13 protein-coding genes and 1 rRNA gene are annotated in these 15,394 nt (G+C 72.3%); 8 read left to right on the top strand and 6 right to left on the bottom strand.

Annotation, left to right across the window (positions count from 1 at the left end; translation table 11 throughout):
• Positions 1-927, bottom strand: a 927-nt coding sequence (locus tag B7P34_RS31370; RefSeq protein ID WP_106681578.1) for a serine/threonine-protein kinase, incomplete at its 3' end; no start/stop codon positions are given.
• 369 nt (positions 928-1,296) lie between these two features.
• Here B7P34_RS31370 and B7P34_RS31365 point away from each other — a divergent pair.
• The 7 genes from B7P34_RS31365 (at position 1,297) to B7P34_RS31335 (ending at position 10,107) form a co-directional block, all read left to right on the top strand.
• The gene (locus tag B7P34_RS31365; RefSeq protein WP_286157530.1) at positions 1,297-1,611 is read left to right on the top strand and encodes a hypothetical protein; all 315 of its coding nucleotides are present in this window, start codon (positions 1,297-1,299) and stop codon (positions 1,609-1,611) included.
• 136 nt (positions 1,612-1,747) lie between these two features.
• Positions 1,748-2,590, top strand: a complete 843-nt coding sequence (locus B7P34_RS31360) for a hypothetical protein (protein ID WP_106681577.1) — start codon at positions 1,748-1,750, stop codon at positions 2,588-2,590.
• Positions 2,580-3,902 carry a hypothetical protein gene (locus tag B7P34_RS31355; RefSeq protein WP_106681576.1) on the top strand — a complete coding sequence of 441 codons (1,323 nt, stop codon included), beginning with the start codon at positions 2,580-2,582 and terminating at the stop codon, positions 3,900-3,902. The genes B7P34_RS31360 and B7P34_RS31355 overlap by 11 nt, the downstream gene beginning before the upstream one ends.
• Positions 3,899-5,458: an SCO6880 family protein gene (locus B7P34_RS31350; protein ID WP_223268417.1), complete on the top strand. Its 1,560-nt coding sequence runs from the start codon at positions 3,899-3,901 to the stop codon at positions 5,456-5,458. The genes B7P34_RS31355 and B7P34_RS31350 overlap by 4 nt, the downstream gene beginning before the upstream one ends.
• A gap of 9 nt (positions 5,459-5,467) precedes the next feature.
• Entirely contained in the window at positions 5,468-6,871 is a 1,404-nt protein-coding gene (locus tag B7P34_RS31345; protein ID WP_106681575.1) for an ATP-binding protein, read from the top strand.
• Positions 6,872-6,929: 58 nt separating this feature from the next.
• Positions 6,930-8,720, top strand: coding sequence for a type VI secretion protein (locus tag B7P34_RS31340; protein ID WP_106681574.1), 1,791 nt, complete (start codon positions 6,930-6,932; stop codon positions 8,718-8,720).
• Positions 8,721-8,808: 88 nt separating this feature from the next.
• The gene (locus B7P34_RS31335) at positions 8,809-10,107 is read left to right on the top strand and encodes an amidohydrolase family protein (protein WP_106681573.1); all 1,299 of its coding nucleotides are present in this window, start codon (positions 8,809-8,811) and stop codon (positions 10,105-10,107) included.
• Here B7P34_RS31335 and B7P34_RS31330 read toward each other — a convergent pair.
• The 4 genes from B7P34_RS31330 to B7P34_RS31315 all read right to left on the bottom strand — a co-directional run bounded on the left by B7P34_RS31330 (position 10,073) and on the right by B7P34_RS31315 (position 14,075).
• Positions 10,073-11,305 carry a serine hydrolase domain-containing protein gene (locus B7P34_RS31330; RefSeq protein ID WP_106681572.1) on the bottom strand — a complete coding sequence of 411 codons (1,233 nt, stop codon included), beginning with the start codon at positions 11,303-11,305 and terminating at the stop codon, positions 10,073-10,075. The two genes, B7P34_RS31335 and B7P34_RS31330, sit on opposite strands and share 35 nt — an antisense overlap.
• A gap of 181 nt (positions 11,306-11,486) precedes the next feature.
• Positions 11,487-12,143: a response regulator gene (locus tag B7P34_RS31325; RefSeq protein ID WP_106681571.1), complete on the bottom strand. Its 657-nt coding sequence runs from the start codon at positions 12,141-12,143 to the stop codon at positions 11,487-11,489.
• A complete protein-coding gene (locus B7P34_RS31320) occupies positions 12,140-13,480 on the bottom strand; it encodes a sensor histidine kinase (protein ID WP_106681570.1) in 1,341 nt (446 codons plus the stop codon). Before B7P34_RS31320 ends, B7P34_RS31325 begins: the two co-directional genes overlap by 4 nt.
• Before the next feature lie 31 nt (positions 13,481-13,511).
• The gene (locus B7P34_RS31315; RefSeq protein WP_106681569.1) at positions 13,512-14,075 is read right to left on the bottom strand and encodes a GNAT family N-acetyltransferase; all 564 of its coding nucleotides are present in this window, start codon (positions 14,073-14,075) and stop codon (positions 13,512-13,514) included.
• A gap of 75 nt (positions 14,076-14,150) precedes the next feature.
• On the opposite strand from B7P34_RS31315, the gene B7P34_RS31310 reads away from it, so the two are divergent.
• On the top strand, positions 14,151-15,194 hold the full coding sequence (locus B7P34_RS31310; RefSeq protein ID WP_223268416.1) for a hydroxyacid dehydrogenase: 1,044 nt from the start codon (positions 14,151-14,153) through the stop codon (positions 15,192-15,194).
• 111 nt (positions 15,195-15,305) lie between these two features.
• Here B7P34_RS31310 and rrf read toward each other — a convergent pair.
• Positions 15,306-15,394 (bottom strand): 5S ribosomal RNA (gene rrf / locus B7P34_RS31305); the annotation flags it as partial.

The following is a 15,394-nucleotide window of genomic DNA, read 5'->3' as shown; positions in this document are numbered from 1 at the left end:
GGCCGCGGCAGGCGGCACGACCGGCGGCACCGGCAGCCGCGCGGGCGCACCCGCCGGCGCGGGGGGCGCGGACCCGAACGCCGGCTGCGGCATGGGCGTCCGTACGGGACGGGGCGCCTCCTCCCAGGAGGGCCCGGCGAACCAGTCGGCCGCCTCCTGTGCGGTCGGCCGGTCCTCCGGCTTCTTCGCGAGCATCCGCAGCAGGTACGCCTCGAAGGCGGGCGGCAGATCCGCCCGGTGCTGCCGGGGCGGCACCGGGGGCGTGTCCACGTGGAGGTAGAGCAGGGCGGTCGGGCTGTCCGCCCAGAAGGGCGGCTGGCCGGCCAGGAGCTGGTAGAGCACGCAGCCCAGGGCGTAGACGTCCGAGGCGGGGCCGGCGACCTTGCCCAGGGCCCGCTCCGGGGCGAGGTACGTGCTCGTGCCGACGATCTGGCCGACGCGGGTCAGCGCGGCGGACGTCTCGTCCACGAACCGGGCGATGCCGAAGTCGCCGATCTTCAGGGTGTCGTCGGCGTCGAGCATCAGATTGCCGGGCTTGATGTCCCGGTGGACGACGCCCTGGCGGTGCGCCGCGGCGAGGCCGGCCGCGGACTGGGCGGCGATCCGGGCCACGCGGCGCGGGGCGAGCGGGCCGCGGGCGGACAGCTCCTGGGCCAGGCTCGGACCCCTGACCAGCTCCATCACCAGATAGAAGCGGCCGTCCCAGGAGCCGAAGTCGTAGACGGCGACCACCTGGGGGTGATTCAGCCGCGCCGCGGTCTGCGCCTCCAGCCGGAAGCGGGAGGCGGCGGATTCGTCGCCGTCGTCGCCCAGCAGCAGCTTCACGGCGACCTGACGGCCCAGCACCTCGTCCTGCGCCTGCCAGACTTCGCCCATGCCACCGCGGCCGAGCAGCTCCTCCAGCCGGTAGCGATCGGCAACCAGCACCCGTACCACCCTTGATCTCGATGCCCCCGTGGCGCGCGGGCCGGCCCGACGGCCCAGGGGCGCGATCGGCGCCCGGACGGCGCTCGGGACAGCGTACCGACCGAACAGACTCTCGCCCGTACATCCCCGTGACCCCCGATCCCGCCGAACGTTGCCCGGCGTCCACGCCCGTGATACACAGAGTCACCTTAGAAGCACCCACCGACATCACCCTGCGTCGCAGGTCAGGGCCCTACGGGGAGCATGCGTACGAGTTCCGCCAAGAAATGCCGCCAAGTCGACATGCCGAGGCGCGATCTTCGGCGAAGATAGGTCCTGACCTTTGCCCAGCGGTGAGGGTGTTGACAACAACCCATTAGGGGCGGTGAGTTGCACATGTTTTTGGCGGCCGGCAAGGGCGACATCAACACCATTATTGGCGGAATCGCCCCCAACTGGGGGCCGTTCGGTAGCCTGGGCAACGAGGCTCGCGTGATGATCGAGGTCATCATGGCCGTGGCGATCCTCCTGTGCCTCGCCATCGCGATCTGGGGCGCGGCGAAGCAGCGGATCGGCGCCACGGCCCTGCGCGACACCTTCAGCGCGGAGCAGGGCAAGGGCCTGATCGTCGCAGGGCTGACGGGCGTCTTCATCATCGGTTCGCTCGGCACCCTGTTCACCATCGTCTACGGCATGGCCGTCTGAGCGACCCCCGCACCCGAGGCTGCCACCTGATGCCCCCTCACACCCCCTCGTCCTCCTCCCCCGGGAATCCCCTCACGCCGCTACCGTCATATGCGGGTGCCACAGCGGCGACGACGTATGAGGGGACGTGCGCGCTATGAGTCTCGGTGAGGACGGCTACGACGAGGATCACGGCCTGACCCGCACCCGGCTGCCGGAGGGCGAGGGCGATCCGTACGCGCCCCGCCGCGGCAGAGGCGGCCGCGGGGGCGCCCGCGCGGGCATGTCCAGCCGGAACCTGATCACGGTCGTGGGCGTCGTCGTCCTGCTCATCGCGGCCATCGCCTTCGCCAACAGAGGCAGCGGGTCCGGCTCGGACGACGCGAAGAAGAGCGGGGACGAGGTCAGCGCGGGGGCGACGGCCCCTTCGGGGGTGAAGCCGGTGGGGGGGAAGAACGGGGGGATCGCTTCCGGGTTTGCGCGTACGCAGCAGGGGGCGCAGTCCGCAGCCACGAACTTCGCCGTGGCGCTGGGCGGCAACGGGATGTTCGAGAAGGCGTCGCGGCACGCCATCGTGGACGCGATCCACACGCCGGACGCCGCGCGCGACCTCCAGGCCAAGCTGGACCAGGCCTACGGCACCGGCTTCCTCAAGAGCCTCGGCCTCAACGACGACGGCTCCGCCCCCAAGGGACAGACGTTCGTCTCCCGCACCATCCCCGTCGGCACGAAGGCCACCGCGTTCAACGACTCCGAGGCCACCGTCGAGGTGTGGTGCACCGGCCTGGTGGGCCTCGCCGGCGAGGGCTCGACCAAGCCGGTCGCCCAGACCTGGTTCACGGTCACCGAGAAGCTCCGCTGGACGAACGACGACTGGAAGCTCACCTCGTCCGAGCAGAAGCAGGGGCCCGCGCCGGTCAGCGGCGACCTCCGCGCTTCGAGCGCCGACGAGATCACCAACGCGGTCAACGGGTACGGAGGGTTCACTTATGCCAGGTAGCCGCCGCCGCGCCCTCTCCCTGACCGCGGCAGTCGTGTCCGCCCAGGTGGCAGTGACCGCACTGGCATCAAAGGCCCTCGCGGCACCCACCCCGCCGTCGCCGTCCACATCGCCCGCCCCCTCGTCGAGCCCCAGCCAGGGCGGCGACAAGAGCGCCTGCGACCTCATCGTGGGCCAGGCGAAGGACATCTGCACGGGCGGCGACAAGGGCGCGTCGAAGTCCCCACCCGACCCCCAGACCGCCCTGGACCCCCTCGCCTCCCTCGCCAAGGGCTGCGGCGAAGCCGCCTCCTGGATCGTCCAGAAGCTGTCCGGCGCCGTCGAGGCCACCGGCAACGTGGACTTCACCAATGCCGCCTTCCTGCGCCAGTACGCCGTGGTGTTCGCCGCCTCCACCGTGCTCACGCTCGTGCTCTGGCTGCTGGCCGTCGCCAAGCGCGCCGTCCGCGGCGTGCCGTTCACCGAGGCGTTCACGGAGGCCGTCGGCTTCCTCTGGCTGACCGTGCTGGCCTCCGCGTTCACCCCGCTCGTCCTCTACACCCTGGTGTCGGCCACCGACGCCGTCACGCAGGCGATCGCCACGGGCACCAACGCCAACAACGACGCCTTCTTCGGCGGTTTCGCGGACGCCCTCAAGAAGGGCACGGGCATCGGTGGGGGCCCGATCATGCTGATCGTGGTGTCCCTGGTCTCCGTGCTCGCCGCGGGCGTCCTCTGGCTGGAGCTGGTGATCCGCGCCGCCCTCCTCTACGCCGGCGCGCTCCTCGGCACCGCCGTCTACGCGGGCCTGGTCGACAAGAACATGTGGAAGCACGTCCGCCGCTGGGCGGGCATCATGATCGCGGTGATCCTGGTCAAGCCGATCATCGTGGTCGTGCTGGGCCTCGCCGGAGCGCTGTCCTCCGGCAAGGGGCCGGACTCCTTCTCGGCCGTGGTGTCCGGGCTGGCGATCATCATCCTGGCCATCTTCGCCAGCGCGATGATCTACCGCTTCGTGCCCGGCTTCGGCGACGAGATCGTCAGCACCCGCAGCGCCAGCAACGACGCGGCGTCGCGCCAGGCCGCCGCCGTGATCTCCTCCCCCGCCGCCCTGGTCAAGCAGGGCATCACGACCCACAGCGCGCGCGGCTCCGGCGGGTCCGGCGGCGGCCACCAGCACCGGCCCGCCGACACCGTGGCGGGCGGCGTCGCCGCCCACAGCACCCGGCCGCCCGCCCGCACCGGCGACAACAGGGGCGGCGGAAGCGACAATTCCGCAGCTCGTGCGCCGCGTGCCCAGAACCGCAGCAACACAGGAGGTGAGCGGAGTTGACGATCCAGGCCCAGTCCCAGCCGGTCGCGGCCCGCCGTACGTATCTGATCGGCCGCGCGCGCCCCAACGCGGTCGTCGGCAAGAACCGGGAGACCGGGGAGATCGCGCTGATCATCGCCGGGGCGTTCCTCGGCATGATGTGCGGACTGCTCGTGCCCGTCCTGCCGCTGCGGATCGTCACGCTCACCGGGTTCCCGATGCTGGCGCTGGCCGCCGTGTACGTCCCGTACAAGGGCCGCACGTTCTACAAATGGTTTGAGATCAACCGCTCGTTCAAGCGCACCCTGCGCCGCGGCACCGCCTACCGGTCCGCGGCCGCCGAGGCGGGCACGCGCATGGACGGCCGCGAGGTCGAGGTCGGCCCGCCGCCGGGCATCGGGCGGATCAACTGGCTCGCGGCGCCGTTCGGCCCCGACGAGATCGCCGTCCTGCTGCACGCCGACCGCCGCACGGTCACCGCCGCCATCGAGATCGAGGGCCCCGGCGTGGGCCTGCGCGACTCCGAGGACCAGGAGGCGCTGGTCGACCGGTTCGGCACGCTCCTCAAGCACGTCGCCAACGGCGACGGCTACGTGACGCGCATCCAGATGCTCGCCCGTACGCTCCCCGCCGATCCGGACGCCCACGCCAAGGACGTCGAGCGGCGCGGCGACGCCGGCTCCCCGCAGTGGCTCAAGGAGTCCTACGACCAGCTGCAGTCGATGGTGTCGACCTCCTCCGAGCAGCACCGCGCCTACCTCGTCGCCTGCATGCACTACACGCGCGAGCTGGCCGCCGAGGCCAACGCCATCGCGCGCGCCTCCCGCCACGACGGCGCCAAGCGCAGGCTGGACCGCGACGGCGGCCTCGCGGTCGTCATGGCGCGCGAGCTGACCGACATCTGCGCGCGGCTCGCCGAGGCCGACATCCGGGTCCGTCAGCCGCTCGGCCAGGGCCGGCTGTCCTCCCTGATCCACTCCATGTACGACCCCGACCACCCCATCGACCACATCCAGGCCATGACCCAGCGCAACGCCTGGCCGGCCGAGCTGGACGCCATGGAGCCCACGTACCTCCAGGCGAAGACCCGCGAGTCGTCAACCCGCGCACCCTGGTGTCACTCCACCGCCTGGGTGAAGGAGTGGCCCATGACCCCGGTGGGCGTCAACTTCCTCGCGCCGCTGCTCGTCCACACCCCGGACGTGATCCGCACGGTCGCGGTCTGCATGGACCTGGAGCCGACGGACGTGGCCATCGAGCGCATGCTGACGGAGAAGACCAACGACGACGCGGACGCCTCCCGCGCCGCCAAGATGAACCGCGTCGTCGACCCGCGCGACGTCGCCCACCACTCCCGGGTCGACCAGCGCGGCGAGGACCTCGCCAGCGGCGCGGCCGGGGTCAACCTCGTCGGGTACATCACGGTGTCGTCGCGCTCGCCGGAAGCGCTCGCGCGCGACAAGCGGACGATAAGAGCCTCGGCCGGCAAGAGCTACCTGAAGCTGGAGTGGTGCGACCGCGAGCACCACCGGGCCTTCGTCAACACCCTGCCGTTCGCGACCGGCATCCGACGATAGGGGCATGCCGTGCTCGACCCGCTCGCCTCCCTGACCGACGCCTTCACCAGCTTCCTCTTCGGGAAGGTGGAGACCACACGGCTGCCCGTGCGGACCTCCACCGGCCAGGCCCAGGCCGTCTACCTGCCGACCGCCGCCCCCGGGCTCGGTGACTCCGGCGTGGTCATCGGGCGCGAGGTGTACTCCGGCAAGGGCTACATCTACGACCCCTTCCAGCTCTACGGACAGCAGCTGCCCGCCCCGCACTGGCTCGTCCTCGGCGAGTCCGGCAACGGCAAGTCGGCGCTGGAGAAGACGTACGTCCTGCGCCAGCTGCGGTTCCGCGACCGGCAGGTCGTCGTCCTGGACGCCCAGGGCGAGGACGGCGTCGGCGAGTGGAACCTGATCGCCCAGCAGCTGGGGATAACCCCCATCCGGCTCGACCCGGCCGCCGCGCTGCACGGCGGCATCCGGCTCAACCCGCTGGACCCGGCGATCACCACGACCGGCCAGCTCGCCCTCCTCCGCACGATCATCGAGGTGGCCACCGGCCGCGGCCTCGACGAGCGGGCCGGCTTCGCCCTCAAGGTCGCCCACGCCAACGTCAACGAGACGATCCTCGACCGGCAGCCGGTGCTCACCGACATCGTGGAGCAGCTGCGGCACCCGGAGGCCGAGTCCGCGGAGACGATGAACGTCGACATAGACGACGTCCGGGCCTGGGGCCTCGACGTCGCGCTGGTCCTGGACCGGCTCGTGGACGGTGACCTGCGCGGCATGTTCGACGGGCCGACGACGGCCGGCATCGACCTCGACGCCCCCCTGATCGTCTTCGACCTCTCCCACATCGACCGCAACTCCATCGCCATGCCGATCCTGATGGCGATCGTGGGCGTCTGGCTGGAGCACACGTGGATCCGGCCCGACCGGAAGAAACGGATCTTCCTGGTCGAGGAGGCCTGGCACATCATCAACTCGCCGTTCGTGGCCCAGCTCTTCCAGCGGCTGCTGAAGTTCGGCCGGCGGCTCGGCCTGTCGTTCGTGGCGGTCGTGCACCACCTCTCCGACGTCGTCGACGGCGCGGCGGCGCGCGAGGCCGCCGCGATCCTCAAGATGGCCTCCACACGCACCATCTACGCCCAGAAGGCCGACGAGGCCCGCGCCACGGGCCGGGTGCTCGGCCTGCCCCGCTGGGCGGTCGAGATCATCCCGACGCTGACGCCGGGCATCGCCGTCTGGGACGTCAACGGCAACGTCCAGGTCGTCAAGCACCTCGTCACCGACATCGAACGGCCGCTCGTCTACACCGACCGCGCCATGACCGAGGACGGCGACTTCGCGCGCGAGCTCGCGGCGGAGGCCGCGGCCGCGGAGCGGGCGGCCGCGGCCCTGGAAGCGGACGCGTCTCCGGAGTCGGAATCGACGGTGGCCTGAGGCAGGCCCGGAACGGGACGGGACGGGACGGGACAGGACGGGAACGGGGGGACAGCGGATGAGCGACCGGCAGCCGGAGCGCGGCATTCCGGACGGGCTGCTGATGGCGGTCATTGGGCTGCTGCTGGGCATGACGCTGCTGGTGTGGGGGACGACGGGCCTGGCCGCGCTGTTCACCCACGGCGGCTGGCCCGAAGCGGTCACTCTCACCCGTACGCCCATGGCCCTGCGGCACCTGGTGACGCAGCCGCGCAACCTTCCGGCCGCCTGGCCGGACACCCCGGCGGAGAGCCTCTCGGGCTACGGCCTGTTCTGGGGCCTCCTCATCGGCGAGCTGCTGGCGCTGATCGTCCTGGGCGTGTTCGTGGTCGGCACGGTGGCGCGCTGGAAGGCGGTACGGGCGCGGCGGCGGGCGGCCGCGGGCTCCCTCGCGGGGGCGGCCTCCGGCAGCGGGAGCGGCTCGGACGCGTCCTATGAGGCGCCGGACGCGTCTTACGAGGCGCGTGGGACCGCGGGTGGGACCGCGGCCGGGGCACGGACGACAGACGCCCGCACCGCCGGGAACGCGGAAACGGCCTTCGCCTCCGCGGACAGGCACCCGCCGGCGGGACGGCAAGGACCGGCGGGCCGGGCCGTAGAGACAAGCCCGGCCACCGACCGGGCTGTGGAGACAAATCCGGCCACCGACCGGCCCGCTCCCGGGAGCGGTGACCGCACCGGGGCGCCGGACGCGGGCCCGCGCTCCCCGCAGCCGGGCAGCACCGACGGCAGGACTGCGCACACAGCCGGCCGCCCTGACGGAACGCCGGCAGTAGGGTCCGGGACGGAGCCGGGCGGCCCCGCGGGCGCCTTGCCCGTGCCCGGGCCCCATACGCCGGCCCCGCAAGGCGCGATCGGCACCGCCGGGACCGGCAGCTCCTCAGGCCCCGCCGCCCCCGGCGTCCGCTACGGCGCCGACCGCGGCGACACCGCCGTCCGCGCCGTCCTGGAGGCCGCCGGCCCCGTGCTCGTCACGACGAGCGACGCCGCGCTGTGGGCGGCCACGAAGGACGCCCGCGCCAAGCTCGGCCCCGTGCACGTCTTCGACCCGAGCCACCTCCTCGACACCCCCGACAGGCTCCGCTGGTCGCCTCTGGGGGGCTGCACGGCCCGGGAGACCGCCGCCGCCCGCGCGGCGGCCCTGCTCGCCCCCGTACGCCCGCACAGCGCCCTCGACTCGGCCACCGCGGACGTCGCGGAGACGCTGCTGCGCTGCTGGCTGCACGCCGCCGCCGTGGACGGCAGGCCGTTCCGTCAGGTGCTCCGCTGGGCGCAGGGCTCGGCCGCGCACGAGCCGGTGCGGATCCTGCGGACGCACGTGAAGGCGGCGGGCGGCGCGGCCGGGGAGCTCGAATCGGCGCTCACGGGGCACCCCGAACGCCGCGAGGTGGCCCAGGAGCTGACCGCGCGTGCGCTGGGCGCACTGTCGTCCGTTCACGTCCGCGATGCCTGCAATCCGCACCGTGCGGATTCCCTGGCTTGGGAATCATTTGTCGCCGAGGGGGGAACCCTGTACGTGGTGGGTGAGGCGATTGAGGATCCCCGCACCCGCCCGGGTGCGATGCCCCTGCTGACCGCACTCGTCGCAAGCGTGGTCGAGCGCGGCCGGGGCATGGCCGGACGGTCATCTGCCGGTCGGCTCGACCCACCACTGTCCCTGGTGCTGGACGATGTCGCCGCCGTCGCGCCCGTTCCCGCCCTCCCGGACCTCCTGGCGGACGGCGCGGCGCTCGGCCTGCCGACGTTCGCGCTCATGCGCTCCGAGGAACAGGCCCGCGCGCGGTGGCCGCACCGCACGCTCGCCGGGTAGGCGTCGCGTCGGGCAGAGACCGAGCCGGGCGGTCAGGAGCCGGGTAGCCATCGAGGGGGACCCGCAGCGGCCCGGAGAGGTGGACGGGATGGCAGAGCCCGGCAGGCGCCTCGTCCTGGGCGGTGCGGCGGCGCTCGGCAGCGCGCTCGCGCTCGGCGGCACCGCGGCAGCAGGGCGGGCGGTGGCGGCCGCGGGCGACGCCGGCCCGCCCGTACGGCCCCTCGCCCTCACGCACGCGACGCTGGTCGCCGCCCCCGGCGTCGAGCCGCCGCAGCCCGGCATGACGGTCGTGATCCGCGCCGGGCGCATCGCCGCAGTGGGCCGGTCGGCCGAGCTCTCCGCCCCGCCGGACGCCCGCGTGATGGATCTCCGGGGCAGATACGTCATCCCCGGCCTGATCGACTCCCGTACGGACGGCGGCAGCGGTGATTTCCCGCCCGTAGGGAGGGGAGTGACGACTTTCGCCGGACCCGGCAGCGCACCCCTCGACGGCCCACCCGCCCTGCGCCCGGAGTCCGTGACCGTACGGGACGCCGCCGCGGCCCGCCGGGCGGTGCGCAGGGCCGAGGAGGGCGGTGCGGCGTTCGTCCGGGTGCACCCGCGGCTGTCGCGCGAGGCGTATCTCGCCGTGGCCGACGAGACCCGCAGGCGGCAGCTTCCGTACGCGGGCCACTGCCCCGACACCATGCAGCTCGCGGAGGCGTCGGACGCCGGCCAGCGGATCGTCGAACATCTCCACGCGCTCCTGCTGGCCGCCTCCACGCGGGAGGAGGAGGTCAGGCACGGCCTCGCCCGTATAGCGGTCGGGGCCGATCCGTACCGCGACTGGCTCCGGCAGATCCACCGCTTGGAGTGGACCGCCGTCCGGTCCTACTACCCCGACCGCGCCGACCGGCTCCTCGACCGTCTGGCCGCCAACGGCACCCGGATCACGCCCGCCCTGGCGGCCCACGGCGAGCCCCGGGGGCCGGACGCCGCGTACCTCCGCGGGATCCACGACCACCGCCTGCACCTGGTCGCGGAGCTGCACCGCCGCGGCGTCCCGGTCCTCGCCGGCAGCGCGCGGGGCGGTGACCTCCACGAGGAGCTGGAGCTGCTGGCCGACGGTGCGGGCCTCGGCGCCGCGGCGGCGCTCCGCGCGGCCACGGTCGAGCCCGCGCGGGCACTGGGCCTCGCCGGCGCCGACGGGACCGCCGGGAAGGCCGGGACAGCCTGGAACGCCGGGACGGTCGCGCCCGGCAGGACGGCCGACCTCGTCGTGCTGGCCCCGGGCGCGGACCCGCTGCGTGACGTGAAGGCCGTCCGCCGGATCGACGCGGTGGTCGTCCGGGGACGGCTCTTCGAGAGCGGCTCTACGCGGACGGCGTCCCCACGCCCGCCGCGATGATCCGGCCGACGCGCGAGTCCGGCGTGACGTTCTCCCCCTTCGCGTCCGTGGAGTTGACGGAGTAGATCAGCGACTGTTTGCCGTCCTGCGTGGCGGCGAAGCCGTTCAGGTAGCCGTAGCGGCTCCCGGTCTTGCCCCAGTAGACGGGTCCGCCCTTGGTGAGCTGGACGCGCGCCAGGCCGCTGCCGTAGACGGCGGGCTTCCCGCTCTCGTACTGCGGGACCTGCGGCACGGTGAACATCAGCTTCAGCTCCTGCTGCGGCACGATGCGGCCGGCGAAGAGCGCGGAGACGAAGCGGTCCAGGTCGGCCGTCGTGGTGATGAGGTCGCCGGAGGCCCACGTCTCGGACTGGTCCCACTCGGTCGTGTCGACGAGCCGGGTGGTGCCGTCGGCGTTCTTGAGCGCCTCGTAGCCGTGCGTGTGGCGGCCCTTGATGCGGAAGCTCGTGCCGGGGCTGTACGTGTCCTTGAGGCCGGCCCGGTTGATGACCCGGTCGCGCAGCTCCTGCTCGTACGTCCGTCCCGTGACCTTCTCGATCAGCATCCCCAGGACGTTGTAGCCGATGTTGGAGTAGTGCTGCTGCGTGCCCGGAGTGAACTCCATGGGCTTGCCGAAGCCCGCCTGGACGAGGGCGCGGTGGTCCCAGGTGGTGTAGCGGCCCTTGTCCCAGTCGGGGGTGTTCGGGGTCCCGCGGGTGTCGCCGCCCGGCAGGCCGCTCGTGTAGTTGAGCAGCTGCCCGACCTTGACGTCGGGGTAGTGGGCGGGCAGCAGGCCCGGCAGGTAGTGCTGCACGGTCCCGTCGAGGTCGAGCTTCCCCTCGTGGACGAGCTGCAGCGCGACGGCCGCCGTGAACGTCTTGGTGATGCTGCCCGCGCGGAACCGCTCGTCGCCCTTGACCGGCGTGTGCGTGCGCACGTCGGCCTCCCCCGACGTCCCGCTCCAGCGCAGGTCCTTGTCCTTATAGCGGACCTGCGCGGCGGTGGCGGCGCCGTCCGGCAGACCGTCGATCGCCTTCCGCAGGGCGGCGGCCTTGTCGGCGGCTTTGTCGGCGGTTTTGTCGGCGGCCCTGCTGGCGGACTGAGCGGACTGGACGGACGCGTGGGGGGCGGCGGGCGCGGCCATGGCGGGCGCGGCGCTGATGCCCAGCGCGATGACAGTGGCGGTGGCGGCGAAGACAGCGGTTCTGTTGCGGCGCACGGTGGTTCCCCCTGGTGGTGACGGACGTTCCCAACGGAATCCATCGTCGCGATCCGCGCGGACCGGCGAATCGCCGATGCGAGGGGTATCCGCTGCCGCCGGGCTCCCTCGCGCGGGGGATTACGGGGCCGGGAGGATCGGCTTCCGGGAGATCAGTTTCCAGGAGTCAGCTTCCGGGGGATCAGCTTCCGGGGGCGATGAGTCCCGTCTCGTAGGCGCAGATGACCGCCTGGATCCGGTCGCGCAGCCCCAGCTTCGACAGCACGTTGCTGACGTGGGTCTTCACGGTGTGCTCGCTGACCACCAGCTCGGCCGCGATCTCCGCGTTCGACAGGCCGCGTCCGAGCAGCACGAGCGTCTCGCGCTCGCGCGCGGTGAGCGCCCCCAGGGCCGGCCCGGCGGTGGCCGCCGCCTGCCCGCGGCTGGTGAAGTCGGCGACCAGGCGGCGCGCCACGGACGGCGCGAGCAGGGAGTCCCCGGCGACGACGACGCGTACGGCGTGCACGAGGTCGTCCCGGCGCACGTCCTTCAGCAGGAAACCGCTCGCGCCCGCGTGCAGCGCCTCGTAGACGTAGTCGTCCTGGTCGAAGGTGGTGAGCATGACGGCCTTGCAGCCGCTCTCCGCGCAGATCGTGCGGGCCGCCTCGATGCCGTCCATGCGCGGCATGCGGATGTCGAGCAGGACGACGTCGGGCGCGTGCCGACGGACGGCAGCCACGGCCTCGGCGCCGTCGCCGGCCTCCGCCACGACCTCGATGTCCGGCTGAGCGGACAGGATCATCGCGAAGCCGCTCCGTACCAACTCCTGGTCGTCGGCGATCACCACACGGATCGTCACGTCGTCTCCCCCGGCTCTGCCAGCACTCCGGCCACTCCCGCCACTTCTGCTGCTCCTCCTGCTCCAGCTACTCCTGCCGCTTCTGTCCGTGAGGAGATCACGAGGGGCAGTTGCAGACAAACGCGGTAGCCGCGGCCGTCCGGCCCCGGTCCGGCCGATGCCGAACCGCCGTGCGCGGCGGCCCGCTCACGGATGCCGATCAGCCCCCTGCCGCTGCCTTCGCCACCGGGCTTGCGGACGCCCGAGCCGTCGTCGGTCACGGTGACGGAGAGCCGGTCTCCGCTGAGCTGTTCTCCGCTGAGCCGGTCTCCGCCGGACTGATCTCCGCCGGACGGTCCCCAGGCGAGCCGCACGGTCACGGCGCGCGCGTCGGAGTGCTTGAGGACGTTCGTCAGCGCCTCCTGGACGACGCGGTAGACGGTGACTTGGGCGTCGGCGGCGAGCGGCCGCGGCTCGCCCTCCGTCAGCAGGGCCACGGGGAGCCCGGCCCGCCGCACCTGGTCGACGAGGTCGCGCAGCCCGGCCAGGGTGGGCTGCGGCGTGCGCCCCGGGCCGTGCGGGGAGCCGCTGGCTCCCGGGTCGGCTCCCGGGCCCTCTCCCGGCTCTTCTTTGAGCACGCCGAGCATGCGCCGCAACTGCACCATCGCGTCCCGCCCGGCCCCTGCGATCGCGTCGAACGCCGCCTCCGCCCGGTCGGGATCCGACCGTACGACCAGAGGCCCGGCCTCCGCCTGAACGACCATCAGGCTGACCGCGTGTGACAGCACGTCGTGCATCTCCCGCGCGATCCGGGCGCGTTCCCGCTCGGCGGCCCGCTCGGCCTCCCGCTCCCGGTCCCGCTCCAGCGCGGCGGCCCGCGCCTCGACGGCCCGGGTGTACGCCTGCCGGGTCCGCGCCAGCACGCCCAGCACGTACACCATCGTGAAGAGGAAGAACGCGAACAAGTACTCGCGGGCGGTGTTGGTCCGGAGGGCGACCGCCAAAGCCACGAGCGGCAGCCCGGCGGCGATCGTCACCTGCCGCTGCCGGGCCCCTCCCTGCGCGGCGACAGTGAAGATCGCCACCAGCGGGCTGTACGGCATCGGCTGACCGGGCCCGTCCATCGGCAGATAGACGAACCCGGCCAGGGTGATCGCCAGAAGGCAGGTCAGCGGCGCCCTGCTGCGCCACAGGAGCGGCAGCACGGACAGCGTGGTCATCACGTAGAACGCCCAGGTCGCAGGCGGCACATCGGCCGAGCGCGGGACGACGAACGGGATGGTCACGGCGACCTGGACCACGGCGGTGATCAGGGCGTCGACGGCCCAGGGGCTACGGATCCGGATCCGGTGGAGCATGAGTGGAGTATGCGCGGAGGATCCGGGGAGTTCAGCCGGCGGGGCGCACGAGTTCGAGCTCGTACTCCTTCGCCTGCGGATCGTCGGGCATGGCCACGGTGACACCGGACGGCACGAAGCCGGCGTTGCGGTAGACGGACAGGGCACGCCCGTTGTCCTCGTGGACGAAGAGGCGTATGCGCTCGACGCGGGGCTCGGACAGCCTCCAGGACCACTCGACGGCGGCGGCGAACAGCGCCTGTATGAGGCCGTTCCCGCGGGCCTCGGGGCGGACGAAGACGCCGACGATGTGCGTTTGCGGAACGGACGGGCGGCCGCCGAAGACAGTGTCCTGGTCGGCGTCCGGGAGCTCGACCAGAACGGTGAGCGTGCCGTCCCACGTCCCGTCGGGCGCCTCGGCAACGAACGTGATGACACTGCAGGCTTCGGAGCTCGCCCGCGCCCTCTCCTGCCAATAGCTGTCGGGCTGCGCGGAAGCGCTCTCGTAGCTGTCGAGGAATGCGATGGGCGCCACCGGATCCGAAAGCGCCACCAGCCGCAGTTCCTTGGACTTCTCCCAGTCGTCCGCGCGCACAGACCTGATGATGTGCTCCATCTCTTGATCGTCGCGCCAGATGGTTGGCACAGGCAATGTGTTTTCGCTCTCGGCCGGAAGGGCAGGGGGCTGCGCATGGCGGAAGCGCGCGCGGGTGGTGTTGCGGTGGTCATGGGCGCGGAGGAACTGGGCGTGGTGATGCCCGGTGATCTGCGTGAGCGGTTGAGGGAATCGACGGGGCGAGTGGTGAGGGCGAAAGCCGTTCAGTCCGGTGAGGGCGAGGAGAACGCCCCCTGGCTGGAGGGCTTGGAGGGCCCGGACTGGCTCGGGGATGTGGAGGTCCTCGTCACGGGGTGGGGGTGCCCGCCCCTGACAAAGGCCGTGCTCGAGCGTGCGTCACGGCTGAGGGCCGTCGTCCACGCGGCCGGGTCGGTGAAGTGGTTGGTGACGGAGGAGGTCTGGGAGCGCGGGATCGTGGTCTCGTCGGCGGCAGGGGTCAATGCGGGCCCGGTCGCCGACTTCACCCTCGCGTTGATCACGCTCGCGGCGAAGGACGCCCTGCCGATGGCCGCGGCGTACGCGAACGGCCGCTGGCCGGCCTTCACGGAGAGGCGGGGAGCGGACAGCCGCACGGTGGGCGTCATCGGCGCCTCACGGATCGGCCGCGGGGTCATGGCCGGTCTGCGGACCTCGGCGGCCGGATATCGGGTGCTGCTCTACGACCCGTACGTGACGGCAGAGGGCGCCGAACGACTGGGTGCGGAGTACGTGTCATGCCTGGCGGACCTCTGCCGGGCGTCGGACATCGTGACGGTCCACGCACCGGAGACCCCGGAAACACGCCGGCTGCTGGACGAACCGCACCTGGCCCTGATTCCGGACGGTGGAACGGTCATCAATACGGCGCGGGGCTCGATCGTCGACACGGGGGCGCTGGAACGGGAGTGCGCGTCGGGGCGGCTGAGCGCGTGGCTCGATGTGACGGACCCGGAACCGCTGGAAAAGGAACGGCCATTGCTGTCGCTGCCGAATGTGATGGTGACGCCGCACATTGCCGGGGCCCAGGGGAGTGAGGGGCGGCGACTCGGGGTGTGGGCGGTGCAGGAAGTGAAACGGTGGATCAGAGGGGAAAGGCTGCTGGGAGAGGTACGGAGGGAGGAGCTGGGGAGGCTGGCGTAAGGGCGGTAGGAAAGCGCGTAAGGGTGAGCAAAAGCGTCGGGTAAACGCGAATAAACGCGAAAAAGCCCTGGCGGGAACTCAAGGTTCCCACCAGGGCTTTCTCTAAAAATCGTTCGGCGGCGTCCTACTCTCCCACACGGTCCCCCATGCAGTACCATCGGCGCTGAAAGGCTTAGCTTCCGGGTTCGGAATGTAACCGG

This window comes from Streptosporangium nondiastaticum (genome assembly GCF_003011965.1).
Lineage (GTDB): Bacteria > Actinomycetota > Actinomycetes > Streptomycetales > Streptomycetaceae > Streptomyces > Streptomyces nondiastaticus.
The sequence above is the reverse complement of the archived record's forward strand: the minus strand, read 5'-3'. Positions and strand labels throughout refer to the sequence as shown.

Excerpts from the sequence above, each read along its gene's own strand:
- B7P34_RS31360 (WP_106681577.1), top strand. The coding sequence starts at position 1,748 with ATGAGTCTCGGTGAGGACGGCTACGACGAGGATCACGGCCTGACCCGC.
- B7P34_RS31355 (WP_106681576.1), top strand. The coding sequence starts at position 2,580 with ATGCCAGGTAGCCGCCGCCGCGCCCTCTCCCTGACCGCGGCAGTCGTG.
- B7P34_RS31340 (WP_106681574.1), top strand. The coding sequence starts at position 6,930 with ATGAGCGACCGGCAGCCGGAGCGCGGCATTCCGGACGGGCTGCTGATG.
- B7P34_RS31335 (WP_106681573.1), top strand. The coding sequence starts at position 8,809 with ATGGCAGAGCCCGGCAGGCGCCTCGTCCTGGGCGGTGCGGCGGCGCTC.
- B7P34_RS31320 (WP_106681570.1), bottom strand. The coding sequence starts at position 13,480 with ATGCTCCACCGGATCCGGATCCGTAGCCCCTGGGCCGTCGACGCCCTG.
- B7P34_RS31315 (WP_106681569.1), bottom strand. The coding sequence starts at position 14,075 with ATGGAGCACATCATCAGGTCTGTGCGCGCGGACGACTGGGAGAAGTCC.
- B7P34_RS31310 (WP_223268416.1), top strand. The coding sequence starts at position 14,151 with ATGGCGGAAGCGCGCGCGGGTGGTGTTGCGGTGGTCATGGGCGCGGAG.